Genomic DNA, 23,933 nt, shown 5'->3' with positions numbered 1-23,933 from the left:
AAATATATTTACTCTTTGTTTCTATAGCATAAATGTCGTGTCCTCTTATGAAACTTGTACATATTGTATGTATACGAAGTAAAAAAATTGATAGGAGATTTTATATGCAAAACAGATCGAGTTCAAATGTTACGTTTATTGATGTGTCTCATTGGGAAGGGAATATTGATTGGAATGCAGTGAAGGCATCTGGAATTCCAGCAGCGTATGCAAAAGCGACAGAAGGTGTAAATTACATTGATCCTACTTTTACTAAAAATGTACAAGCAGCCCGAAGTGCGAATGTATTAATTGGTGCATACCATTTTGCACGTCCAGAACAAAATGATGCAATTTCAGAGGCGAAATATTTTGTGAGTATATTACAAAGTAACCAGACAGACTTAATGCCAGTTCTGGATTTAGAATCACCAAAAGATCCGAGTAATAGTAATTTAACTGGTAGCGCTATATCGAATTGGGCAAGAAGCTTCATAAATTATGTGAAACAGGCTACTGGAAAAGATGTAATGTTATATACAGGAGTTTGGTATATTAATGAGTTCGGAATTAGCGGATTAAGTGATATTCCACTTTGGATTGCTAAATACTCGAGTACACCGCCTGCTGATGCTGGTGGATGGACAGCGTGGACAGCATGGCAGTACACAGATTCTGGACAAATTTCAGGTGTAGGAAATTGTGATGTATCAGCTGCAGTTTCACTAGAAGCTTTACAAGGGAATGGAGCAAGTGGTGGAGGGAATGTTTCTCCGCCTAATAATGCAACTCCAGTGTACGGGGTTGCTATAATTAATGGAGATAATGTGAATTTGAGAAGTGGACCATCTTTGCAGTCTAGTGTAATTCGCCAATTGAATCGTGGCGAAACATATGAAGTTTGGGGAGAACAAGATGGATGGCTTTGTTTAGGGGCAAATCAGTGGGTATATAATGATCCGAGTTATATTCAGTATAAACATTATGTGGCGACTATTACTGGTGATAATGTAAATTTACGTGACGCTCCATCATTAAAAGGAAATGTTATAAGACAGTTACATCATGGTGAATCGTATCGAGTATGGAGTAAGCAAGATGGATGGCTTTGCTTAGGGACAAATCAATGGATATACTACGATCCAAGTTATATTCAGTATGGTGTACAATAGAGTGAAAATAAAAGGTGCCCCGTCAGAGGTGCCTTTTATCCCGCATTAACTGGCGGTAAGACCCCCACCTCAAAATTCAGCGGAAGCAAAGAAGTTAGGGGGGATCAATTGCCAGTAAACGCCCGATTGGTTCAACTAATAATCAGTGGGGAAGGAACAAAACCCCCACTGATTAAAGTTTCACTTTATTAAAAATATACAACTTTTACAAAGTCTATATCGAAACCATAGTATACTATAGTAGATATATTTTAAAAAAATAATAGAAAATGAAATAAAGGGGTAAAAATATGAATTATGTGCTAATAGGTGCGGTTTTAATATTATTAGCTGTAGTATTTGTGCTGTTTTATAAAAATAAACAGTTAGAATCAGAGAGTCAGCAAGTAGAATTTGAAAAGAAACAAGCAATTGAAACGTATGAAAACGAAATTGCAGCTACGGTGATAGAGCATAAAGAACAACAAAATAATTTAAAAAATATGGAACAGAAAAAATACAATGATTTACAAGTAAGTGCAAATAGAGAAATTGAAAATATGCGTATGATGAAAAATCAATTAGCTATGCAATATAGTAAAGAACGTAGTGAAATACAAAATAAACATAATAACGAAATACATATGTTTCAAAAATTAATTGCAAATTTACGAGAATATACTAAAAACGGCGCTGAAATGAATACGTACGAAACATTACATTATATGAAACGAGGATTCATAGAGCAAGGCATCATATTAGATGCTGAAATTGAAATCATGCCGAATGTTTTTATTAAAAATAATAGTGAAATAAACGATAATCGAATCCATCATCTCATCTTGTGCAAAACTGGTATTTATCTACTTGAGACGAAAGAATGGGGAGAGAAATTAATTCATGGTTTAACGAAAGAAAATGCTGGTATATATTCATTTATGATTGATGAAATGGGTAAGTATCAACAAGAAGTTGAAAAAGAAGAGACATTTGAATATATAGTAGGTAAAGATTCGTCAACTATGCAAGTGAAAAATGAAGGAAATCCAGTATATAAGGCGAAGAAACTATCTCAAATTTTATACAATTGTTTGAAAGAAATGCAGGCTAATAGTATAAAAGAAAAGGTAAAACCAGTTGTATATTTTTATAATGAAAATGGAAAAGAAATAATAGATCTTTCTAGTGAGGAAACACCTAGATTAAAAGATCGGGAGCAAATTGTAACGTTCTTCAGAAATGAAATCTTAGCAGGGAAAGTAGTATATACAGTGCAAGAATTAGAACAGATTCGAGAAATGATTAGCCGGATGAATTATATAGTGAGTTAAAAGGGGAGATCTTTCTGAACGCTATGCTACGTGGCATTTTGTATGTCTATTTTTGTTTGTATATAGTAATGTACATTGTATTTATATTCGTCATTGATATGGTCCATATACCCTTAAGTGTAAGGAGCATTTTTGTAGTATTCATACCATTTGTTTTATTAGTCATGATTCAAAGGGCTATTTTATATGTTTCTAAAAATCGTAATGAAGAAAAGAAGCAAATGTTGGGGGTTTTAATAGTAGCACTCATACCATTAATAGTGTGCACTGTACAACTAAGTGTAAATGAATATACATCAAAGTTTAATCAAAATAGATGGTTAAATCATGCAGATAAGCGGGTACATGTGGTAGATGATCTATTACAAAAATATAAATTAATAGGGAAATCAAATGAAGAAATTATCCAATTGTTAGGAGCTCCAACGGAAACGAGAAGTGGGGAAGAAGGAGTTACCACTTTGTATTATCTTGGGACTGAACGTGGCTTTATTCCAATAGATAGCGAACAGCTTGTTTTCCAATTTGATAGAGATGGAAAAGTCATGGAATATACGGTGCATAAAGATTAAAGAAACGTAGAGGGAAGCTATATGTTATAGCTTCTTTTTTATTTTTCAATATGTCACGGAAGGGGGAGAAGGTTTTTGAGTGGAATAAGGAATGAAAGCGGAGGTGATGCATATATATAGATGCATTGGGTGATTATTAGTCCGATTGGTGAGGGATAATAATTAATAAGTACGGACAAAAACCCCACTCATTAAAGTTTCACTTTATCATATTGTATAAATGAAAAGGAGGTAAGACGGTGAAAGCAATCCCGACTGATGTCCTGAGTAAAGAATTGATGGAAAGAGAAGGAGTTATCTCTATTACAGTAAAGGAATTTGAAAAGATAGAAGTAGCTGGAGTGGTGGTCGCTGGTCCAGCAGTTATTTTGATTAATCAAGATTAAGTACATATCATTGAAATAAAAAGCATCCATCTAGGATGCTTTTTATTTGTATGTAAGGATAAATATGATGGATAATTGTGTTACTGGAGGGAAAGTCTGTGGCAATAATTATAACAATGTTAGTAATGGGTATTTTATTAGGATTTGTTGGAGCTGGAGGAGCTGGGTTTATTATCGCGATACTCACTTTAGTATTCCAAATCCCTATTCATGTTGCTCTTGCAACATCTTTAACTGCAATGGCATTTACGACATTATCAGGTGTTGTAAGTCATTACCGTGAAGGTAATGTTGCACTTATTATAGGCGGGATTGTTGGGGGATTTGGCGCAATTGGCTCTTATATTGGTTCTAAATTTGGTTCACTTATACCAGCACATCTTCTTCATTGGTTTACAGCTGGGATGTTATTTTTATCGGCAATTTTTATGTTTATTAAATTAATTATGTTCCAAAACAAAGAAAAGTCGTCTTTATATAAACATAAAGAGTTTTCCGTGAACTACTTGTTGAAATGTGTATGCCTTGGATTAGTTACTGGAATGATGGCTGGTTCATTTGGGATTGGTTCTGCACCGTTTATTCAACTTGGATTAATGGTTCTATTGGGACTTACGATTCAGCAATCTGTAGGGACAACAATGCTTGTTATATTACCGATTGCAATTGGAGGCGGGATAGGATATAGTTCGGAAGGATATTTAGATTATATATTGTTATTACAAGTATTGATTGGGACCATGTTAGGGGCATACATTGGCGCGAAGTTTACAAATTATGCACCGCGAACGCTTTTGAGGTTTTCGATGATTATGACACCGGTTTTAGCTGGTTGTATGCTATTGATGGAATAAAGTGAAATTATAATCAGCAGGGGGTTACTGCCTACAAATAGCGGGATAAAATTAATATAGCAAACTATTAATATATTTTACGAATGAATTATATAGGTAATTCATATTTCCCATATAAAAGGATTTGTTTTAATATTATGAGTGTAAAGTTCGAGTATTCGAAGTACTACTTGAATTATATCCCTATCCCTTTTCTAAAAATGCGAACAAGTTTTGCCCTATTCTATTCAATAGTTAATTGCATAGAAATATATTGTTCGATGACCATTATGGAACGTACATAATGGGAAAATCCCGATCCTTAAAGAGGATGCCCCTAATCTTCATGTGAAAATATGATCGGATATGAAAGCTGACCAATTTATGGTCAGCTTTCTTTTTGTTCGAAAATTATTTCTTCTTTAATTTCTGTTTGCAATAATACAGTTTTTCCAAAGCGACGTTTGCATTCCGCGCGCACTTTTTCAAGGGCTAGTAGCTGAGTAGTGGCGGGAACTGTGACAATAGCTTGGCGAGGTTTTCGATTTTCTTCACAAAAGACACATTCCACGACATAATTAGAAATCATATTTTCATCCTTCCAGTTTTAATTTCTAAGAAGGGATTGTCTATGAAGTTGATGTAACTTTTCGTCATTGTTTTATTATTTCCTCTTTTTTTCAAGGGGAAAATAATAAAGAAGGCGAATTTTAGTAGGGGAGGGATGTTTATGGAGAGATGGATAGGTAGTGCAGCGGTATGTGTAAATGAAAGAAATGAAGTTTTAATGGTACTGCAGGGCAAAGAGGGAGAAGAAAAAAGGTGGTCTGTCCCAAGTGGAGGACTTGAAAAGGGAGAGACACTAGAAGAATGTTGTATCAGGGAAGTTTGGGAAGAAACAGGTTACAATGTGGAAGTTGTAAATAAAATATATGAAAAAGAGGGTATTACATACGGTGTTCCAGTGTATGTCCATTATTATTTTGTTAAACAAATAGGCGGTAATATGAAAATCCAAGACCCTGATGAGTTAATACATGAAATTGCTTGGAAAGGGATACATGAAGTTGAACAATTGTGTTTAGCTTTTCCAGAGGATTATGAATTGCTGTGCCAATATATAGATAAAGAAGCAAGTATGTAAATACTTGCTTCTTTAATGTATCCAAGACAAGAAAAGCGGAACGATAACTAAACTAGCGCCTGCTGTTAAAAGCATAGATAAACTTGCAATTGTTCCTTCCACAGGACCGATTTCGAATGCTTTTGATGTACCGGTTCCATTTGCGCTTGTTCCTAACATAATACCTTTTGCGATTGCTGTTTTAATACGGCAAATACGTATGAGAGAAGGGCCGAGCAATGCTCCTGTTAAGGCAGTTAAAACGACAAATACAGCAGTTAATTGTGACATACCACCAATCATTTCTGAAATAGCCATTGCGATTGGTGTTGTTACGATATGTGGCGCTAAACTATGTTCTAGTGATGAATCAATTTGAAAATAATTTGCTAGTAGTGCTGAAGTAATGACTGATAAAAACGAACCGACAATGACATTAAGTAAGATAGCCATTCCATGTTTCTTTAATAAATCAAAGTATTTATAGATTGGCCATGCAAAAGCAACTGTTGCGGGTTTTAATAATTCAGTTAACCAGTGACCACCAGATTCATATGTTTCATAAGGTGTATCTAATCCGAGCAATAAAGCAATTAAAATAATGGGACAGACGAGAAGAGGAGAAAGTAGACTCCAATTCCAACGTTGATACATTTTTTTTGATAGCCAATATGTGAATAGTGTTAATAGTAAACAAAGAAATCCGATCATTGCGTTGATCCTTTCCGCTTTAGTAGCAATTCTGTTAAAAGTCCTGTAACTAAGGTAACGCAAAGAGTGCTAATCATAATAATTAAAATGAGATCGATTCCATATTGTGTTAGTGTATCTCTGTAACGTATGACAGCGACTGCAGAAGGGATGAAAAATAAAATAAGTTCTTTTAATAAAAAATCTGCTCCGTCCTGTATCCATTCTTTTTTAACTAGGTTAAATTTTAATGAAATTAATAATAAAAAAATACCGATTATACTTCCTGGAACTGGGAGGTGTGCCTGTTTTGCAATCCATTCACCTGTCCAAGCGAAACAAAATAGTAATAAAATTTGTCCGCTTAACTTCCACCATTTCATACAGTAACCACCTCTTTCTTTTTTTACATAAAAATTGTAAAAAAGAATTAACAATTTCTACTATACGTTCATTCAAAATATTTGTCTAATATATAAATTATATGTTATTAATATATTAGACATATTAATCGAAAGTGAAAAGGGTGTCCAAAAATGGAATTACGGCATTTGCAATATTTTGTTGTTGTGGCAGAAGAGTTACACTTTGGACGGGCGGCTGCTCGTTTACAAATGACACAACCACCACTTAGTCAACAAATACAGCAATTAGAAAAAGAAATGGGAGTTACATTATTTTCAAGAACGAAAAGAAAGGTTGAACTAACAGAAGCAGGAGAAATGTTTTTAAAAGAAGTAAAAAAGGCGTTTGAACAAATTGAAAAAGCAGTAGAAGTTGCACAAAGTGCGCAAAGGGGAGAAGTAGGATCACTTTCAATTGGTTTTGTAGGTGCGGCGATATATGATATTTTACCATCAATTGTTAGGGAATATAGAAAAAAATTTCCGAGAGTGTCTGTTGCATTACATGAATTGTCAACACCAGATCAAGTTCATGCACTTCATGATAACCGTATCGATATTGGCTTTTTACGTCCACCAATTCCAACACAATTATTAGAATTAGAGCCAATTCAAAGGTTATCTTGCACCTTATGTTTACCAAAGGCACATCCACTTGCAGAGAAAGATGAAATACATATAGAAGATTTACGAGATGAGCCGTTTGTATTTATTACGAGACCAGTATGGCCAGCTTTGTATGATACAATTTTATCTCTTTGCAGAGAAGTTGGATTTAGTCCGCGTATTGTACAAGAAGCAACAGAGTATCAAACAGTTATGGGGCTTGTAGCAGCAGGGATTGGAATTACAGTAATACCCGTGTCGGCAAATAAGTTATATAAAACAGAAGTTGTATATAAAGAGTTATATGATTCTAATTTTGTTGCAGAAATGTCAGTGGCTTACAAAAAAATGAATAGTAATCCAGAGCTACTAGAGTTTTTAAAAATTGCAAGAGAGAAGAAAAGAATAGAAGTAGAAGATGAGCAATAGTAGTAACAGAATATGGATTTAATTCAAATTCATAAAAGTACACCTTATTAAACAATAAAGCGGAAATGCAACTTAAGTTGCATTTCCGCTTTATTGTTCTTTTTTTAGCTCGATACTAAATAGATAAACGTGTTCATTTTCTTTTAAGAGTAGATCAATACCTGTTTCTTCATCAATGGTAGGAATGCTTACAGTTTCTTTACTGGTTTGGATTACAGCAGCTAAAGTTGTTTTTTGATTGTATTTTAAATTTTTTATAGATTGGATTGTAGTAGTTGCAGAGCTATTTACGCTTGGTGGCGCTTCTTCAGGAACAAGTGTTGAACCACCTTCAATATTCAGATACCACTGCCTTTTTTCTTGTATATCTTTATCGAATTGGAAATGTGGTGGTAAAAAAGAAAGCTTTACTTTCTTTTTTGAAAAATGTGAGGTAGCTATATTAGCAATTTCTTTTGTTTTTTTACCATTGTTATAATAATCAATTGTAGCATTTATTTCATCTTTATCATTTTTAAGAGTAACGTTATAAAACATGCTATTTCCTTCTTGAAAAGGAGTCATTTGTAAAATAGAAGCTTGCTCTTTTGTTAATTTGTATGGCTCAACAACGGCAACTTCATTGTTTTTTATTTGGCTACAACTTGTGAGTAATAATAAACACAAGATTGATAGTAATTTTATACGCATGCAATCTCCTCCTTTTTACAATTATATTCTAAATGTGATTTTTTATCATTTCGTTTTCTAGGACTAAAGACTTAGAAGAAATTCCGATTGTAGTGCGATGTTTAAAATGTCATATTTTTATACACTAGTAGTATAGAATGCGTATGTAATAAGGTAGGGGAAGAATTTTATGTCTTTATGTCGGTTAGCGAGAAAAAATATTAGAACATTTGCTACCAAAAGGATGAAGCAATTTATGTGGATTGCTATGAGTACTATGATTTTGTTTTTTATGATATCGTTACAATTTAATGAAGGAGCTATTTTGAAAGTAGGGGATGCATTTGTATTTCAAATGTATTTTTACACACTGTTTATTGTACTAATTTTCATATGTATTTTTACTACATATAAAATGATGTACTCCCTTTTGCTAGTGAGGAGAGAGGAGTTTACATCTTATGTAGCAGAAAATATAAAAAGAAAAGAAGTACTATGTTTATTATGTCAGGAGCAATTATTCATTTATGGAGCAGCGTTTGTTTTTGGATTAGTTAATGGGATGTTATTTTTAAAATTATTTACGGTTATCTTTATGAAAATCGCAGGGATACAAGGAGTAAATAGTGCGCCAATTACAATATATGCAGTTGTAATTATTAGTATAATTATGATGACTGTCGTTTTAATAACGATGATGCAATGTTATCGATTTGTTCGAAGTTTAAAAGATGAAAATTCGTTGCGATTAAAAGAAAGGGCATGAGAAATCATGCTTTTTTCAATTTTACACATAAAAATAATCATGTTACAGTGAAAAGACCTGACAAAGAATAGGAAGGAAAGGTTGTATAGAATGACAAATGAACAATCAATTGTAAAAGTCGATCGGTTAACGAAGCGAATCGGCTCAAAGACACTTGTACAAAATATTAGTTTTGAAGTGAAAAAAGGCGAGGTTGTCGGTTTACTCGGACCAAACGGTGCTGGAAAAACGACTTTAATGAGAATGATGGTTGGTATGATCCGTATGACAGAAGGTGAAGTATGGATTGATGGTCAATCTGTGAAACAGCAATTTGAAAAAACCGCTGCGAAAATTGGGGCGGTAATTGAGACACCCGAATTTTATCCTTTTTTGAGCGGGTATGAAAATTTAACATATTTCGGACGAATGAATGGTAATGTGACCGAAGAACGTATTGATGAAGTAGTGAAATTGTTAGGGATGGGACAAGTAATTGATCGCAAAGTAAAAGCGTATTCACTCGGCATGAGACAACGTTTAGGAATCGCTCAGGCGCTTATTCACGATCCAGACGTGTTGATACTAGATGAACCGACAAATGGATTAGACCCTAGTGGAATACATGAAATGAGAATGTACATAAAAAAAATTGCACATGAACAAGGAAAAGCTGTACTTGTATCAAGTCACTTACTTTCAGAAGTTGAATTAATGTGTGACAGAGTTATCATTATTCAGCACGGGGAATATGTGGCTACGCAAAATATTCAGCATAGCCAAAGCGAAGAGATGGAGACGATCCGTATACGTGTAGATGATGCGAATAAAGCAGCGGAAATATTAGGGCATGATGTTTTAGTAAAAGATAATGAATTACTTATTAATGTAAAAGATGAAGAAATCCCAAATGTTATTCGTACATTGCTTGAGAAAAATATTCAAGTGTATCGTGTATATGAAGAAAGAAAAACGTTAGAAGAGCAATTTTTAGAATTAACAGGGGGAAAAGATATTGTTTAATTTAGTATATAACGAACTGTATAAAATATTTAAGCGGAAGCGAACGATTATTCCATTTGCGGTTATTGCAGTATTAATAATCGGATTAGGGTGGGTTACGGTAAAGTATTTTGAACCGGAAACAAAAGGATGGAAAGTAGATTATACAGAACGTACTGTAGAAATTGAGAAAAAGCTTGGCATGAAAAAAGAAGCTATTTTAGCAGAAAAATCAGGGGATGAGCTTGTAAAAGAATACCAGCTTAAGATGAAGCATTTAGATACAGATACAGCACCGGCAAGCAGTTCTCCACTTTCTTTCATGAGAGATACAGGTTTTATCGTATTTCCAATTTTGCTCCCATTTATCCTCGTGTATGCAAGTACAATTTTTGCGAATGAATATAGCTGGGGAACATATAAATTTTTAACAATCCGTCCGGCGAGTCGATTTAAAATTTTAACAGCAAAGTTTTTAGCAATCGTTATATTTGCAGCTTTATTGTTTATATTTAATATGATTTTCTCCGCTTTATGTGGACTTGTTATTTATAAATTCCAACAGCCTGCATGGAGTGAGTTTATTTTCCAAGATGGAAATATAATAAAACAAAATATTTTTGTGGAAGCAAGTAAATATTATGTTTTATCGTGGTTACCAACGGTTGTGTATGCATCGTTTGCATTTATGATTTCTGTGTTAACGAGATCTAGTGGAGGTGCAATTGGTATTTCACTATTCCTTGCTTTATCAGGCAATATTGCGTTATTAGCAGCCACTAGATATAACTGGGCGAAATATTTATTGCCAGCAAACACAGATTTATATAGTATTTCAAAGAATGGAAGTTTTATTGATGGAGTAACATTCCCGTTTGCATCATGTATGTTACTACTTTATTTGTTCGTATTTTTATGTATTTCATATACTGTGTTTTTAAAACGTGATTTAACTTAATAAGAAAAGCCGTTCAGGGTGCTGAGATGCACTTTGAACGGCTTTTTTTATGAGAATTGTTTAAGTGCTCTTTCGGCTAGTAAAGCAAAGTATTCTGCACTTATAGGCAGTGCCTCTTCATTAATTGTAAAAGCAGGATGATGCCATTCATGTGTACCGCTCGTTCCCATAAAGACGAATGAACCTGGTATTTCCTGTTGGTAAAATGAGAAATCTTCTCCAGCCATTGACGGACTAGGCGAGATGATATTAAGATTCATCTTTGTGGCAACTTGAGTAGATAAGTCTGTAAGAGCTTTATCGTTGTGAACAGCAGGAGGACCTGAATAAAAACGGAATTTCGTTTTTACACCTAATGCATCAGATACACCTTTAATAATACGCTCCATGAGTGCTGGAATCTTTTCACGTGTTTCAGCTTGGAACGTGCGAATCGTTCCTTCTAACGTAGCTTTTTCAGGAATCACGTTCCACGTATTTCCTGCATGAATATTTGTAACACTAACAACCGCATTATGAGATGAACTTATATTTCGGCTTACAATTGTTTGCAGTGCCATCACAATTTGAGAGGATGCGACAATAGGATCTACGCCAGCATCTGGTACAGCCGCGTGTGTACCAACTCCGTGAATTTCAATTTCAAATCGATCAACTCCAGCCATCAGTGGACCATCTTTAATGCCAATTGTACCTACTGGTAAATCAGGTTTATTATGCATGCCGAAAATCGCTTGCACATTACGTAAATGTCCAGCATCAATAACTTTGCAAGCGCCATTACTACTTTCTTCAGCTGGTTGGAATATGAAGCGAACCGTTCCATTTAGGGAAGATTCTCTTTCTTTTAATAAGAAAGCAGTACCTAAAATAGCAGCTGTATGAAAATCGTGTCCACAAGCATGCATTTTCCCTCGTACTTTAGATGCATAGGACAAATGTGTTTCTTCTTGAATAGGAAGGGCATCAATATCAGCACGAACTGCTACAATTGGTCCGTTTTTATTACCAGACACTTCAGCGATAATTCCTGTTTCTAAATTGGAATCAATGATAGTAATATTTTTTTCTTCTAACCAATTTTTTATTGCTTTTGTTGTTTCGAACTCTTCATATGATAGTTCTGGATACTCATGTAAATGTCGACGGATGGAAATAAGTTTTTCTTTTAGTTGATTTGAAATAGATACCATGTAGTATGCCTTCTTTCTTCAGCAAAATATTTACCATAAGTATACAACAATAAAAGAGAGGATTCTCAAATGAAAATCCTCTCTCGTTTATCCCATAAAAGCCCGATTGGTTCAACTAATTAAAGTTTCACTTTATGCTGCGACTTTTTTATGCGTAGGATGTTTACGATAACGTCCACGCATTGCGTATGCAATTTGCGGGATTGCAATCCCAATTAATATAAGTGATACACCGAACCATTGTGAAGATAGTACAGCCTCTTTTAAAACGAATACGGACATAATTGTTGTAACTGGTAGTTCCGCTGCACCAAGAATAGTCGCTAAGCCAGAACCGATTTTTGGAATCCCGATTGTAAAGGCAATAGATGGAATGACGATACTAAATGTTCCTAATCCTAAACCGTATTTCCAAAGACCTTGAGAAATGGCACCATTAAAAATAAATGTTGGTGGGAATACAATCATGACTAAAGTTAAAGCACCAGTCATTAAGAGAACACCGCGCGGTAATGAAGGTACTTCAACAGCAACTTTTCCGCTCACGAAAATGTATGTTGCGAATGTAACAGCAGATAATAAACCTAAAATGATTCCAGTCGTATCGAAAGCACCTGCTGATTGTTCTAGTAAACCACTGGATAAAAATGTCCCTACAAGTAAGAAAATAACAGAAATAACTTTTTCTCTTGAAGGTAAAGTTTTTGTTGCGACTGCTTCAATGATAATTCCGACCCAAACGAATTGGAATAAAAGAATAATTGCAATAGAAGCTGGTACAGTTTTTAATGAAGCATAATAAAAAATTCCGGTAAAACTTGCAGATGTTCCTGCAACGAATAAAAGTAATGCTTGCTTTAAAGGAACGCGATGTCTAGAAAATAGAAGTGTAATAGCAAGCAAAATAATCCAACCGAACAAATATTGGCTGCCAATTACCTCTCCAAGTGAAAATCCTTCTGCATATGCAAGCTTAACAAAAATAGCTAAAATTCCATAACTACACGCTCCTAATAAAACTAAAAGAGAATAACGAAGCATGAAAAATTCCTCCCATCTATATGAAGTTGTTCCGTATCGAAAATATATAACTAGAGGGAAGTATACAAAATTAGAAATAAAGGGTCAAATGAAAGAAAAGTATGACATTTTATAGAATAATAATAAAAGTATGATATTTATGCATAATCTTGAAATTATTAATAGTAGAAGTATTATAAAATCAACTTTGCATTGTATAGAGACAGCATTTGAAAAAAATAATTTTTAAACAAATATGTAAATAGGCGTACTAGTAGCGTGCTAATTATTTGAGAAACTATGTTACCTTTGTTATGTTAATAACAATTAAAGGAGTTTCATAATGCATTTGAGTTTTTTCTATATAATAGAAGGAAATGAAAACGTTTTATTAGAAACTGTGAGAAAATATGTTTTTTCTTATTGCCACGTTGTAAAAGTGATTTCACGAATTGTTCATAGTATTTTTATGTGTTTTTGTTACAATATTTAGGGAGAGGAGTGGAATGATGCAAGATATTAGTATTTTTTTAGCGTTTGGCGCCGGGTTCTTATCATTTATTTCCCCATGTTGCTTACCGCTTTATCCGGCATTTTTATCGTACATAACAGGTATGTCGGTTTCTGAATTGAAAGAAGAAAATGCAATGCTTCGCAAAAGAAGTATGATACATACAGCGTTTTTCTTACTTGGATTTTCAATTATATTTATTGCAATTGGATTTGGTACAAGTTTTATTGGAGGAATCTTTACTGACTATAAAGATTTAATCAGACAGTTAGGTGGTATCTTTATCATCGTGTTCGGTTTAATTATTGTCGGAGTGTTTAAGCCGAAATTTTTAATGCAAGACCGTAAATTTACATTTAAAAATCGTCCAAGTGGCTATTTTGGATCAGTACTAATTGGATTAGCTTTTGCAGCAGGGTGGACGCCATGTACCGGACCAATTCTAGTGTCCGTAATTGGATTAGCAGCAACAAATCCAGAATCAGCAATGATATACATGATTGCTTACATACTTGGATTTGCAATCCCGTTTTTCGTACTGTCATTCTTTATTACGAAAATGTCTTGGATTAAAAGAAATAGTATGGCCTTCATGAAAGTCGGAGGATACATTATGATTGTTATGGGTGTCTTCCTATACTTTAACTGGATGACGAAAATTATCGTATATTTCTCAAGTTTATTTGGTGGTTTTACCGGTTTTTAGTATTATTCTGCGAAAATGTTGGAAATACTAACGGAAAAGCATATAATGAAAGTATATTTTGCATATAGCCACAAAAAAGGATGAGAAAATATGAACATAGTTGTTTTATCCAGTATCGTTGCTGTTTGTATGGCTGTCGGTGCGATGTTTATTCGTTTAAAAGCAGCTAAGAAACCTGCAACATTGAAAAAAATTATACTTCCACCATTTTTTATGAGTACGGGCGCATTGATGTATGTTTTTCCTGAATTTCGATTAACTCCAGCAGAAATGTTAGAAGCAATTGGTGTCGGTTTGATTTTCTCTATTTTTCTTATTAAAACATCTAAATTTGAAATTAGAGGACAAGAGATTTATTTGAAGCGTTCAAAAGCCTTTGTTTTCATATTAATTGGATTACTTGTAGTGCGGATTGTATTTAAAACATACTTAAGTCAATCTCTTGATTTAGGACAACTTAGTGGCATGTTCTTCTTACTTGCGTTTGCGATGATTGTGTCATGGAGAATTGCAATGTATCGTTCCTTTACGAAATTACAAAAGGAAATGGAAAAAGAAGATGGTTTTTATAATGAAAAAGATATGAAGCTAACTTAAAAACTGTATATGTACCAAATAAAAAGACAGCGTTAAAGGCGCTGTCTTTTTATTTATAGTGCTAACACTCACTGTCCCAGCCTCGGCGTATAAACCGTGTGCCATCAAAAAAACAATTTAAATTTGGTGATACGAATGGACCGATAAACGTAATGATGTTTGGGTCTGAAGTTTCGTCAACGGAAATTGGTGGTTTAGTAGGGTCAGGTCGTAGTGTATAGCGAATGCGAGCGGTATTGCGAATGAGACCGTCTCGTGGCTCTGCTGTTACTTGAACGATAAACCTAACAACAACGGATTCACCTGGATTAACAGTTCCAATAATAATACCGATAGTTGGGTTAGTTCCAGGACGTATTACTCCGTTTACTGTTACTGAATTCGGATAGAAAGTAACTTCGGGAGGCAGTGAATCAGTAATGAGTACATTATTTGAAGGAGTAGCGCCATTGTTAGTAAAGGTAAGTGTATATGTGATGAAGTCACCGAGTTCTACACGATTTACATTTGCGGTCTTAATAAATGTGTTTGGCTCATTAGGGTTTACTTCTATCGTAATTGGTGGTGTTGTTGTCGTTGTTGTGATAGGTGGTCTAGTAGGATCAGGTTGAGAAGTATACGTAATGGACGCGATATTTGTAATTATTCTATTAGCTGGAAGTGTAACAACCTGTGCTTGGAATGAAATAGTTACGGATTCTGTTGGATTAAGAGTTCCGACTGAAATGCCTGTGGATGGATTTGCGTTTGGAACGGGAATGTTATTAATTGTGACACTATTTGGAATGAATGATGTGCCGACAGGAAGTGAGTCAGTAACAGAAATGTCAGTGACAGGAATCGTACCTTCATTTTGGAATGTGATAGTAAATGTAATCGTATCACCTACTGAAACGATGGATTTATCAGCGGTTTTTATCGGATTGATAGTCCCAACGTTTACAGGGGTAATTGTAGCAGGAGTAGGTGTAGTAACGGATACAGGTGGCTTAGTAGGATCAGGTTGATACTGGAAGGAAACGTTACCTTGGTTTTGAATTTCTCCGCTTGGTGGAATTGAAGTAACTAGGACGCGGAAAGAAATCGTTGCGGATTCAGAAGGAGCAAGTGTTGAAATAGGAATGCCTGTGGACGGATTTGCGGTTGGTTGCGGCACATTGTTAATAGTAACACTATCTTCAATGAACGAAGTACCGACAGGAATTGTATCAGTTACAACAATATTATTAGCAGGAATGGTACCTGTATTTTGGAGTGAAATCGTATACGTAATAATATCACCTAGTGTAACTGTTTCCGGCGTAGCTCTTTTTTGTGGATTTAATATAGCTGTATTTACATTCGTTGTGTTAATTGGAGTAGGGTCTGTAATGGTAATAGGAGGTTCACCAGGAACTGGTTCATATGTGAAAGTAACAGTTGCTTGATTTCGAATGATACCACCAGGTGGTACACTTGTTACTCTTGCTTGGAATTGAACCGTAATTGTATCGTTCGGATTGACTGTACCTACAGGTATACCCGCTACAGGATTTGCTCCAAGATCCAGAATACCATTTATTATAACGGTACCTGGAACAAATGTTAGACTATTTACTAATGGATCGGTAATGATAACGGAAGTTGCAGGGACTGATCCACGATTTTGGAAGGTTACGGTATACGTTATGATTTCATTTATATCTACAATTTGTTTGTCTGCTAGTTTATTTGGGTTAGGTGTAGGTGTAATAACGGATACTTCAACAGTTGGAGTAGGATCTGTAATGGTAATAGGGGGTTCGCTAGGGTTTGGCTGGAATGTGTAAGTGACAGTTGCTGTATTTGTAATAATGCCGTCTGGTGGCAATGTTGTTACAGTAACTTGATAAATTAATGTAATAATTTGTCCTGGAGTTACTGTTCCGACATTTACACCACTACTTGGATTTACACCAGGTAAAGAAACACCATTTACAGTAACACTATTCGGTACGAAATTGGTTCCAGCTGGAGTAGCGTCTGTCATAATGACATCTGTCGCATTAATATTTCCTACATTTTGGAATGTGATTGTATATGTGATAGTATCACCGAGATTGATTATTTGAGGGTTTGCTTGCTTGTTAGGGTTAATGGTAACTTCACTTACTCGAGTTTTTGTAGCAGGTGTAGGTGTAGTAATAGATACAGGTGGTAAGTTTGGATCTGGCTGATATTGGAATGAAACGGTGCCCTCATTTTCAATAAAACCTGTCGGCGGTATCGATGTTACTTGTACTTGGAAAGTTACGACGGCTGAGGTGTTAGGTTCTAATGTACCGATAAGAATTCCAGAACTAGGGACGGTACCTGGTTGTGGCACGTCATTAATCATTACACTATTTGGAATGAAAGTAGTACCAGCTGGAATAGGATCGGTTACAAGTACATTCGTGGCAGGGACAGTTCCTGTATTTTGTAAGGAGATTGTATAAGTGATTGTGTCACCTAATAAAGCAAATACTTTATCAGCGGATTTTGTAGGATTCGTTGTTGCTGTGTTGACATTTGTAGTAGTAGGGGGCGTTGGAGTAGTTACTGTTACTGGTGGTTCTCCAGGATTAGGTTGGAATGTGTAGGTGATAGTAGCTTCATTTACAATAATTCCGTTAGGTGGTATGGAAACAACGCGAACTTGGAATGTTAAAACAACTGATTGACTAGGGTTTAATGTGCCCAGAGGGATGCCAAGAGCTGGGTCAAGATTACTAGTTGGTACACCATTAATTGTAACGCTATTTGGAATGAAAGTAGTTCCTGTTGGGATGGGGTCTGTAAAAACGATGTCTGTCAGTTGTACAGTTTGTAAGTTTTGGAAGGTAACGGTGTACGTAATAATATCATCTATATCAACGTTGTTTCGATCAGCTGTTTTCGATGGATTAATAATACTATTAATGATTTCAGTATTAACTGGTGGTGTTGTCTCTGTTTCTGTAATAGGAGGTTCATTTGGATTAGGCTGAGATGTAAAGTTGACTGAACCAACATTTGTAACAACCCCGTTAGGCGGTATATTTGTAATCGTTACTTGGAATGTGATGTTTACTATTTGATTCGGTTGTATGGTACTGATAGGTATTCCGATACTTGGATCAATACCTGGTTGTGAAATACCATTTACTGTAACGGAATCCATAATAAATTGTGTACCTACTGGTGGTGGATCAATGACAGATACATTTGTCATAGGAATATTTCCGATATTTTCAAGAGTGATTGTATACGTGAGTACATCTCCAATGTTAGCAACTGATAAATCTACTGTTTTAGTTGATTCTAACTCTGCATTTTGTACAATTGTTTCTGCGATTGGAGTAGGTGTGATTGTTGTAATAGGCGGAAGAGTAGGGTCTGGTTGAGAGGTGTAAGTGACATTTGCTTCATTTGAGATAATACCATTTGGTGGTAGAGCAGTTACTTGTACTTCTAAAGTGACAGTCACTATTTGTCTAGGATTTAATGTGCCAACTGGGATTCCTGTTTCAGGGGTCAAGTCAGGTTGTGAAATACCGTTAATCGTAATGCTTCCAGGAATAAATGTAGTTCCAGTAGGGATAGAATCTGTAATAATGACATCAGTTGCAGGTATATTACCAGAATTTTGAAGGGTGATTGTATAAGTGAGTGTATCACCAATACTTGCAAACTCACGGTCTACTGTTTTTTGTGGATTCGGGTTAGCGGTACGAACCGGTAAGGTAACAGTAGGAGTGGTTTCTGTCGTTGTAATAGGTGGTTCACTAGGGTTAGGTTGAGAAATATAGGTTACAACTGCTGTATTTTCTATTTTTCCGTTAGGTGGAATAGCATTTATTTGTACTTGGAACGTAACCGTGACAGTTTCGCCAGAGGTAACAGTACCGACAGAAATGCCTGTAAGGGGGCTTACACCAGGTTGAGGGATAGTATTTACTGTAACACTATCGGTAACAAAAGTTGTACCAGGTGGCAAAGAGTCTGTAATTGTTACACCTGTAGCAGGTATAGTTCCTTGGTTTGTAAAAGTGACAGTATAAGTTACGATATCACCAATTTCTGCAAATGTAAGGTTTGAGGTTTTAGTTGGGCTTATGACTACAGTTTGAATAGGAGTCGTTGTTTCAGGGGTCGTTTCTGTTTTTGTGACTGAAGGTAAGTTTGGATCCGGTTGATAATTAAATGTTACACTTCCTTGATTGCGTATTTCTCCACTAGCAGGGATGTTTACTACTCGTACTTGGAAAGTAATGGTCGCTCGTTCGGATGGTGCTAAAGTTCCAAGTGAAATTCCTGATGATGGATTGGTTCCTGGTTGAGGAATATCATTAATCGTAACACTGTCTGGAACTAATATAGTACCAGCAGGGATAGAATCCATGACTGTTACATTCGTAGCAGGGACAGTACCGGTGTTTTGGAATGAGAGTGTATAGGTAATGATATCATTCAGTGCAACAAAGGAACGATCTGCTGTTTTTTGTGGATTTAGTGTTGCAGTATTAACTGCTGTTTCTGTTTCAGGAGTTGTAATAGTTGGCGTAACAGGAGGTTCATTCGGATTTGGCTCATATGTGAATGTTATATTTGCTTGATTTCTAATGATTCCCCCGGGCGGGATGCTAGTTACTACACCTTGGAACGTAACTGTAATACTTTGACCAGGATTTACAGTGCCAACTGGTATACCAATTTCGGGATTTTCTCCAATTTGTGATGTTCCATTCACAACAACGCTACCTGGAACGAATGAAACACCAGATGGAAGTGTATCTTTTACAATAACGTTTGTAGCGGGGACGGTTCCTCTATTTTGGAATGTTACAGTAAAAGTAATCGTATCTCCTATATCAGCAATTTGTCGATCGGCAGATTTTGTAGTGGTCGGATTCGGATTGTTAATTGGGATGTTCACACTTGGAGTGGTAGTAGTTGTTGTAACGGGAGGTTCACTCGGATTTGGTTGATATTGATAAGTGAAGGATGCTTGGTTTCTAATTATCCCGTCAGGTGGTAAATTTGTAACGACAACTTGGTAGGTGATTGTTTTTGTTTCTCCGACAGAAATAGTGCCAAGTTGTATTCCGAGTTCTGGATCGGAACCAGGATTCGAAACGCCATCAATCGTAACACTATTTGGAACGAAAATAGTCCCGTTAGGTGTAGGGTCTGTAACGACTACATTTGTAGCTGGAACTGTCCCATTATTTGTAAAATTGACCGTATAGGTAATTGTATCTCCTATATCAGCAACTTGTTTGTCTGCAGATTTTGTAGGTGTAGTAACAACAGTGCCAACTTGAGTTTCTGTTTTAGGAGTTGGGGTTGTCTTTGTAACAGGAGGTTCATTTGGATTAACAATATGATTAAATGATACAATACCCTGATTTTCTATAAGGCCATTTGGTGGCACGCTTGTAACTTGAACTTGGAATGTAATTGTTTTTGTCTGATTTGGATTTAAAGTGCCGATTGATATACCATTTTCAGGGTTACTGTTAGGTTGTGAGACACCATCAATCGTGACGCTATTTGGAATAAATGTTGTCCCGTTTGGGATAGGATCGGTTAGTACAATATTCGTTGAGGAAACAGTGCCGGTATTTTGTAAACTAATTGTATACGTAATAATATCACCAATGTCAACGAAAGTACGATTAGCAGATTTTGTAGGATTAACTGTAGCGGTATTAACAGCGACTGTAGTAGGTGCTGTTGGTTCAGTTGTTGTAACAGGAGGCCTTGTTGGATCTGGCTGATACGTATATGTCGTTGAAGCTTCGTTTGTAATAACGCCGCCAGCAGGTACTTGTGTAACAAGAACTTGGAACGAGAGTGTTTTCGTTTCACCAGGATTAATTGTTCCAATTGGAATTCCTAGTGCTGGATTTGAATTTGGAACGGGAGCATTATCTAAGACTACGCTATTCGGAATGAATGTTGTCCCAGCAGGAATTGTGTCATTAAAAACTACATTCGTAGCAGGGATTGTACCATCATTAGTAAAAGTAATCGTATACGTAATAACATCACCGATATCAACAGCAGTTTTATCCACCGTTTTAACAGGATTTGTAATAGCGGTATTAACAGGAGTAGTGGTAGGTGGTGTAGGGTTTGTTGTTGTAATAGGTGGTTTTGTTGGATCGGGTTGATACGTAAATGTTGTGGTTCCGATATTTCGGATTAAGCCATTCTCTGGGAGAGAGGTAACTTGAACTTGGAATGTAACTATAGCATTTGCACCAGCAGCGATTGTTCCGATTTGTATACCGCCAGCAGGATTTACCCCTGGTTGTGAAGTGCCGTTAATTGTGACGCTATTCGGAATAAATGTAGTACCACTTGGAATTGGGTCAGTTACAATAACGTTCGTCGCAGCGATGTTTCCTGTATTTGGTACAGTAATTGTATACGTAATAATATCACCAATATCAGCAATTTGTGGACTAGCAGTTTTTGTAGGGTTTACAATTGCAGTTCGTACAGAAGTAGCTGTTGGAGGTGGTGTGGTCGTAGTTGTTGTTGGGGGTTCAGATGGATTTGGTTGCGATGTAAATGTTATATTTGCTTCATTAGTAATCGTTCCATTAGCCGGAAGAGAAGTGACTTGAACTTGAAATGTGACAGTTGTAGTTTGACCAGCAGGAATCGTACCTAGCGGAATATTTGTTGGTGTTACGCCAGATTGTGTAGCTTCGTTAACTGTAACACTGTTTGGAATAAAAGTAGTGCCAGTGGGGATAGGATCGGTGATAGAAACATTTGTTGCTGAAATATTACCATTATTCGGTATAGTGATCGTATACGTAATGATGTCACCAATATTCACAATTTGTTGGTTTGCACTTTTAGCCGGATTAATGATAGGAGCATTAATTTGTGTTTCGACTATATTACTTGTAGAGTTTCTGTTAATTGGTGGTTGGTTTGGTGGGTTATATTGAAAGCTTGAAGTTGCACTATTTGGAATAGGGTTTGGTGTAGGAAGGGTATTAACCCGAACTTGAAACGTAATTGTAGCATTCCCGTTTGCAGCAATCGTTCCTACATTTATTCCCGTAGCAGGATTATCTGTAGTAGAAGTACCATTCACTGTAACGCTACCCGGTACGAACGATGTGCCGGCAGGAGGTGTATCTGTAATGATAACATTATTAGCGGCTAATGGAGCCTCATTTGTAGCAGTAATTGTATACGTAATCGTATCACCGATCGTAGCAATTGTTTTATCTACTGCTTTTGTTAATGCGACATTAGCTGTGAAAATATCTGTATCAACTATATTGCTTGTTGTTGTACGTGTGATAGTGGGTGCGTTAGGTGCAGGTTGAAATTCATATCCAAATGATGCTACGTTGCTGGCGATAGGTGGGGCAGGAATACTTGTTACATCTACTTGAAAAGTAATTGTAACAGAACCACCAGCTGGAATATTATTGATAGGAATTCCAGCTGAGGGATCCCCAGCTGTTGGAGTACCATTAACAGTTACACTGTTTGGAACGAAAGTGGTGCCAGCTGGTATGGGGTCTGTAAATGTAACGTTTTGGGCAGGAAGTGTTCCAGTATTTTGGACAACGATTGTATAGGTTAAACGACTTCCTATTGTTGCTATTGCCATTAGATTCGTCCTTTCTGTATAAATTTAAATCCGGTCAAGGAATAGAATATTTACAAACAGTATTATTTTAATCATCCAGAAACAATACTATGTGAAAATATTAGTATAAAATGAATTCGTCATTGCATCCTATTCAAATTTATATGGATAGGAATAGGCAAAGGCTTTTTTTTTGCCCAAATTATTCTTTGCGTTACGTATACAAATGTAACTTTTTTTCCTTGTTCGCATTAAATGAAATAGCGAATAAATATTTATTTTATATGGAAGGGAAGTGGAATTATTGGCTTTTGTACAAACATATACGAAAACGGACTCTTTATTTATGGCACACACAGGGAATACAGTTGGTATGCGTGGTATTACAACAGCGACGGCTTATCAGTACAATGCATTAATAACAAGAGATACAAGTTTAAGCTTTGCAGGAGTTCCTTCTTCGGCAGATCCATTAACTTTTGCAGGAGCGACAAATGATTGGACATTAAATGGTTCTTGGGCAAGGCTTAATCCTTCATTAACAGATGTACCAGCAACAGCAACTGTAGACTTTGCAATGCTAGTATGGCAAGGAACATTGAGTGCAACTGTGACAGAGACAGTGGTAAATAATAATATGCCTACTCTTCAAACGCCAGATGGAGTTATCCATACAATTACGAGTGTTCCAACATGGGGAGAGACTAGATCAAGCGGCACATTTCAAGGTACCATTTATACACGTGCTGCAAATGTAACAAGTATTTTACAGGGACTTTCGAACCGAGCAACAGGAGATTATTTTGTAGAGAGAATACCAACGGCAAATCCACCAGCGCAAGGGACAGGAGTAGGATGGGCATTAGTTGTTGTGTATCGTGATAATTTATATCCTGTCAGGAATGTTAGTTTATATACTGGTTTACTTATTTCTACATTGGGTGAGACAGCGACGATTTCAAATTTCATCACTCCAGCTGTATCGCCGGTTACTGCTCGTGTATTTACAATGGCAATTAATGGTGATACAGATGCGACAGGTGATAGATTTAACTTAAATGGTACTGGACTTTCAGGACCTAATAATTTAATAAACAACTTTTTTGCTTCACAGGTAAATAATTATTTAGGAAATTTAGATACAGTTGGAAGTTTTGGGGATAGAAATATGCCAATTGGTACTTCTGCGACTAACCGTCGTGCGGAATTTGATGTGACAAATGTACCTGCAAATGGCGTATTAACAGCTGCATCCACTTCTACTACGGTTAATATCCCAAATACATTCGATTATATTTACGCTGGTGCTGTTGGTTTGCAAATAGATTTAGCAGAGGCACGTTTAACAGCTACAAAATCAGTAACTGTAAGTTGAAATAATAGGAAAAGTTAATAAAAATTTTTATCCTAATAGGAGTGAGTTCT

At 35.9% G+C, this 23,933-nt stretch carries 21 protein-coding genes; 14 read left to right on the top strand and 7 right to left on the bottom strand.

The features are described from left to right. The first annotated feature begins 104 nt into the window (after window positions 1–104). From AC1Q8M_RS14620 to AC1Q8M_RS14600, 5 genes are all read left to right on the top strand, one after another. Complete coding sequence (locus AC1Q8M_RS14620) at window positions 105–1,151, top strand: GH25 family lysozyme (RefSeq protein ID WP_098855655.1); 1,047 nt, start codon at window positions 105–107, stop codon at window positions 1,149–1,151. A 290-nt stretch (window positions 1,152–1,441) separates the two neighbouring features. Next, window positions 1,442–2,461 (top strand): NERD domain-containing protein, encoded by a 1,020-nt coding sequence (locus AC1Q8M_RS14615; RefSeq protein ID WP_098662177.1) that lies wholly within the window; start codon window positions 1,442–1,444, stop codon window positions 2,459–2,461. Between the two features lie 23 nt (window positions 2,462–2,484). Next, window positions 2,485–3,033: a hypothetical protein gene (locus AC1Q8M_RS14610; protein WP_000943756.1), complete on the top strand. Its 549-nt coding sequence runs from the start codon at window positions 2,485–2,487 to the stop codon at window positions 3,031–3,033. Between the two features lie 239 nt (window positions 3,034–3,272). After that, the gene (locus tag AC1Q8M_RS14605) at window positions 3,273–3,419 is read left to right on the top strand and encodes a BC1881 family protein (protein ID WP_000644411.1); all 147 of its coding nucleotides are present in this window, start codon (window positions 3,273–3,275) and stop codon (window positions 3,417–3,419) included. 98 nt (window positions 3,420–3,517) lie between these two features. Next, window positions 3,518–4,273, top strand: a complete 756-nt coding sequence (locus AC1Q8M_RS14600; RefSeq protein WP_000974667.1) for a sulfite exporter TauE/SafE family protein — start codon at window positions 3,518–3,520, stop codon at window positions 4,271–4,273. Window positions 4,274–4,640: 367 nt separating this feature from the next. On the opposite strand, the gene AC1Q8M_RS14595 is transcribed toward AC1Q8M_RS14600, so the two are convergent. Then, entirely contained in the window at window positions 4,641–4,841 is a 201-nt protein-coding gene (locus AC1Q8M_RS14595) for a DUF3903 domain-containing protein (protein WP_000625226.1), read from the bottom strand. A gap of 141 nt (window positions 4,842–4,982) precedes the next feature. Here AC1Q8M_RS14595 and AC1Q8M_RS14590 point away from each other — a divergent pair, with 141 nt between their 5' ends. Continuing rightward, window positions 4,983–5,396 carry an NUDIX hydrolase gene (locus AC1Q8M_RS14590; RefSeq protein ID WP_000442982.1) on the top strand — a complete coding sequence of 138 codons (414 nt, stop codon included), beginning with the start codon at window positions 4,983–4,985 and terminating at the stop codon, window positions 5,394–5,396. A 12-nt stretch (window positions 5,397–5,408) separates the two neighbouring features. Here AC1Q8M_RS14590 and AC1Q8M_RS14585 read toward each other — a convergent pair whose 3' ends face one another. Both AC1Q8M_RS14585 and AC1Q8M_RS14580 read right to left on the bottom strand, forming a co-directional pair. Continuing rightward, a complete protein-coding gene (locus tag AC1Q8M_RS14585; RefSeq protein WP_000578965.1) occupies window positions 5,409–6,086 on the bottom strand; it encodes an LrgB family protein in 678 nt (225 codons plus the stop codon). Further along, a complete protein-coding gene (locus AC1Q8M_RS14580; protein WP_000872365.1) occupies window positions 6,083–6,448 on the bottom strand; it encodes a CidA/LrgA family holin-like protein in 366 nt (121 codons plus the stop codon). The genes AC1Q8M_RS14585 and AC1Q8M_RS14580 overlap by 4 nt, the downstream gene beginning before the upstream one ends. A 153-nt stretch (window positions 6,449–6,601) precedes the next feature. Here AC1Q8M_RS14580 and alsR point away from each other — a divergent pair, with 153 nt between their 5' ends. Then, a complete protein-coding gene (alsR, locus tag AC1Q8M_RS14575) occupies window positions 6,602–7,504 on the top strand; it encodes an acetoin biosynthesis transcriptional regulator AlsR (protein ID WP_000423235.1) in 903 nt (300 codons plus the stop codon). A 90-nt stretch (window positions 7,505–7,594) separates the two neighbouring features. Here the strand turns inward: alsR and AC1Q8M_RS14570 are convergent, their stop codons facing one another. Next, window positions 7,595–8,194, bottom strand: a complete 600-nt coding sequence (locus AC1Q8M_RS14570) for a YgaN family protein (protein WP_016512443.1) — start codon at window positions 8,192–8,194, stop codon at window positions 7,595–7,597. A 169-nt stretch (window positions 8,195–8,363) separates the two neighbouring features. Here AC1Q8M_RS14570 and AC1Q8M_RS14565 point away from each other — a divergent pair, with 169 nt between their 5' ends. The 3 genes from AC1Q8M_RS14565 (at window position 8,364) to AC1Q8M_RS14555 (ending at window position 10,878) form a co-directional block, all read left to right on the top strand. Further along, window positions 8,364–8,939 carry a hypothetical protein gene (locus AC1Q8M_RS14565; RefSeq protein ID WP_000050627.1) on the top strand — a complete coding sequence of 192 codons (576 nt, stop codon included), beginning with the start codon at window positions 8,364–8,366 and terminating at the stop codon, window positions 8,937–8,939. Window positions 8,940–9,029: 90 nt separating this feature from the next. Next, a complete protein-coding gene (locus tag AC1Q8M_RS14560) occupies window positions 9,030–9,941 on the top strand; it encodes an ABC transporter ATP-binding protein (protein WP_000180622.1) in 912 nt (303 codons plus the stop codon). Next, on the top strand, window positions 9,934–10,878 hold the full coding sequence (locus tag AC1Q8M_RS14555) for an ABC transporter permease (RefSeq protein WP_000482759.1): 945 nt from the start codon (window positions 9,934–9,936) through the stop codon (window positions 10,876–10,878). The genes AC1Q8M_RS14560 and AC1Q8M_RS14555 overlap by 8 nt, the downstream gene beginning before the upstream one ends. Before the next feature lie 47 nt (window positions 10,879–10,925). Here AC1Q8M_RS14555 and AC1Q8M_RS14550 read toward each other — a convergent pair whose 3' ends face one another. Together AC1Q8M_RS14550 and AC1Q8M_RS14545 are read right to left on the bottom strand one after the other, a co-directional pair. After that, window positions 10,926–12,071, bottom strand: coding sequence for a M20 peptidase aminoacylase family protein (locus AC1Q8M_RS14550; protein WP_000253676.1), 1,146 nt, complete (start codon window positions 12,069–12,071; stop codon window positions 10,926–10,928). A gap of 132 nt (window positions 12,072–12,203) precedes the next feature. Next, window positions 12,204–13,112: an EamA family transporter gene (locus AC1Q8M_RS14545; RefSeq protein ID WP_000947044.1), complete on the bottom strand. Its 909-nt coding sequence runs from the start codon at window positions 13,110–13,112 to the stop codon at window positions 12,204–12,206. A gap of 322 nt (window positions 13,113–13,434) precedes the next feature. On the opposite strand from AC1Q8M_RS14545, the gene AC1Q8M_RS14540 reads away from it, so the two are divergent. The 3 genes from AC1Q8M_RS14540 (at window position 13,435) to AC1Q8M_RS14530 (ending at window position 14,905) form a co-directional block, all read left to right on the top strand. Continuing rightward, window positions 13,435–13,584 (top strand): hypothetical protein, encoded by a 150-nt coding sequence (locus AC1Q8M_RS14540; RefSeq protein ID WP_002152557.1) that lies wholly within the window; start codon window positions 13,435–13,437, stop codon window positions 13,582–13,584. A 16-nt stretch (window positions 13,585–13,600) separates the two neighbouring features. Then, the gene (gene ccdA / locus AC1Q8M_RS14535) at window positions 13,601–14,308 is read left to right on the top strand and encodes a cytochrome c-type biogenesis protein CcdA (RefSeq protein WP_001152676.1); all 708 of its coding nucleotides are present in this window, start codon (window positions 13,601–13,603) and stop codon (window positions 14,306–14,308) included. A gap of 90 nt (window positions 14,309–14,398) precedes the next feature. After that, the gene (locus AC1Q8M_RS14530; RefSeq protein WP_001028640.1) at window positions 14,399–14,905 is read left to right on the top strand and encodes a CcdC family protein; all 507 of its coding nucleotides are present in this window, start codon (window positions 14,399–14,401) and stop codon (window positions 14,903–14,905) included. A 61-nt stretch (window positions 14,906–14,966) separates the two neighbouring features. On the opposite strand, the gene AC1Q8M_RS14525 is transcribed toward AC1Q8M_RS14530, so the two are convergent. Then, a complete protein-coding gene (locus AC1Q8M_RS14525) occupies window positions 14,967–22,529 on the bottom strand; it encodes a DUF7619 domain-containing protein (RefSeq protein ID WP_098360610.1) in 7,563 nt (2,520 codons plus the stop codon). A 283-nt stretch (window positions 22,530–22,812) separates the two neighbouring features. On the opposite strand from AC1Q8M_RS14525, the gene AC1Q8M_RS14520 reads away from it, so the two are divergent. Beyond that, entirely contained in the window at window positions 22,813–23,883 is a 1,071-nt protein-coding gene (locus AC1Q8M_RS14520; protein ID WP_139213268.1) for a hypothetical protein, read from the top strand. Window positions 23,884–23,933 lie beyond the last annotated feature (50 nt).

The sequence above is a fragment of the Bacillus sp. GW823-FHT06A10 genome, assembly GCF_058795375.1.
Note: the sequence above shows the minus strand (reverse complement) of the source record. Positions and strands in the feature narration are given on the sequence as shown.

Excerpts from the sequence above, each read along its gene's own strand:
- AC1Q8M_RS14620 (WP_098855655.1), top strand. The coding sequence starts at position 105 with ATGCAAAACAGATCGAGTTCAAATGTTACGTTTATTGATGTGTCTCAT.
- AC1Q8M_RS14615 (WP_098662177.1), top strand. The coding sequence starts at position 1,442 with ATGAATTATGTGCTAATAGGTGCGGTTTTAATATTATTAGCTGTAGTA.
- AC1Q8M_RS14610 (WP_000943756.1), top strand. The coding sequence starts at position 2,485 with ATGCTACGTGGCATTTTGTATGTCTATTTTTGTTTGTATATAGTAATG.
- AC1Q8M_RS14595 (WP_000625226.1), bottom strand. The coding sequence starts at position 4,841 with ATGATTTCTAATTATGTCGTGGAATGTGTCTTTTGTGAAGAAAATCGA.
- AC1Q8M_RS14590 (WP_000442982.1), top strand. The coding sequence starts at position 4,983 with ATGGAGAGATGGATAGGTAGTGCAGCGGTATGTGTAAATGAAAGAAAT.
- AC1Q8M_RS14585 (WP_000578965.1), bottom strand. The coding sequence starts at position 6,086 with ATGATCGGATTTCTTTGTTTACTATTAACACTATTCACATATTGGCTA.
- AC1Q8M_RS14580 (WP_000872365.1), bottom strand. The coding sequence starts at position 6,448 with ATGAAATGGTGGAAGTTAAGCGGACAAATTTTATTACTATTTTGTTTC.
- alsR (WP_000423235.1), top strand. The coding sequence starts at position 6,602 with ATGGAATTACGGCATTTGCAATATTTTGTTGTTGTGGCAGAAGAGTTA.
- AC1Q8M_RS14570 (WP_016512443.1), bottom strand. The coding sequence starts at position 8,194 with ATGCGTATAAAATTACTATCAATCTTGTGTTTATTATTACTCACAAGT.
- AC1Q8M_RS14565 (WP_000050627.1), top strand. The coding sequence starts at position 8,364 with ATGTCTTTATGTCGGTTAGCGAGAAAAAATATTAGAACATTTGCTACC.
- AC1Q8M_RS14560 (WP_000180622.1), top strand. The coding sequence starts at position 9,030 with ATGACAAATGAACAATCAATTGTAAAAGTCGATCGGTTAACGAAGCGA.
- AC1Q8M_RS14550 (WP_000253676.1), bottom strand. The coding sequence starts at position 12,071 with ATGGTATCTATTTCAAATCAACTAAAAGAAAAACTTATTTCCATCCGT.
- AC1Q8M_RS14545 (WP_000947044.1), bottom strand. The coding sequence starts at position 13,112 with ATGCTTCGTTATTCTCTTTTAGTTTTATTAGGAGCGTGTAGTTATGGA.
- AC1Q8M_RS14540 (WP_002152557.1), top strand. The coding sequence starts at position 13,435 with ATGCATTTGAGTTTTTTCTATATAATAGAAGGAAATGAAAACGTTTTA.
- ccdA (WP_001152676.1), top strand. The coding sequence starts at position 13,601 with ATGCAAGATATTAGTATTTTTTTAGCGTTTGGCGCCGGGTTCTTATCA.
- AC1Q8M_RS14530 (WP_001028640.1), top strand. The coding sequence starts at position 14,399 with ATGAACATAGTTGTTTTATCCAGTATCGTTGCTGTTTGTATGGCTGTC.
- AC1Q8M_RS14525 (WP_098360610.1), bottom strand. The coding sequence starts at position 22,529 with ATGGCAATAGCAACAATAGGAAGTCGTTTAACCTATACAATCGTTGTC.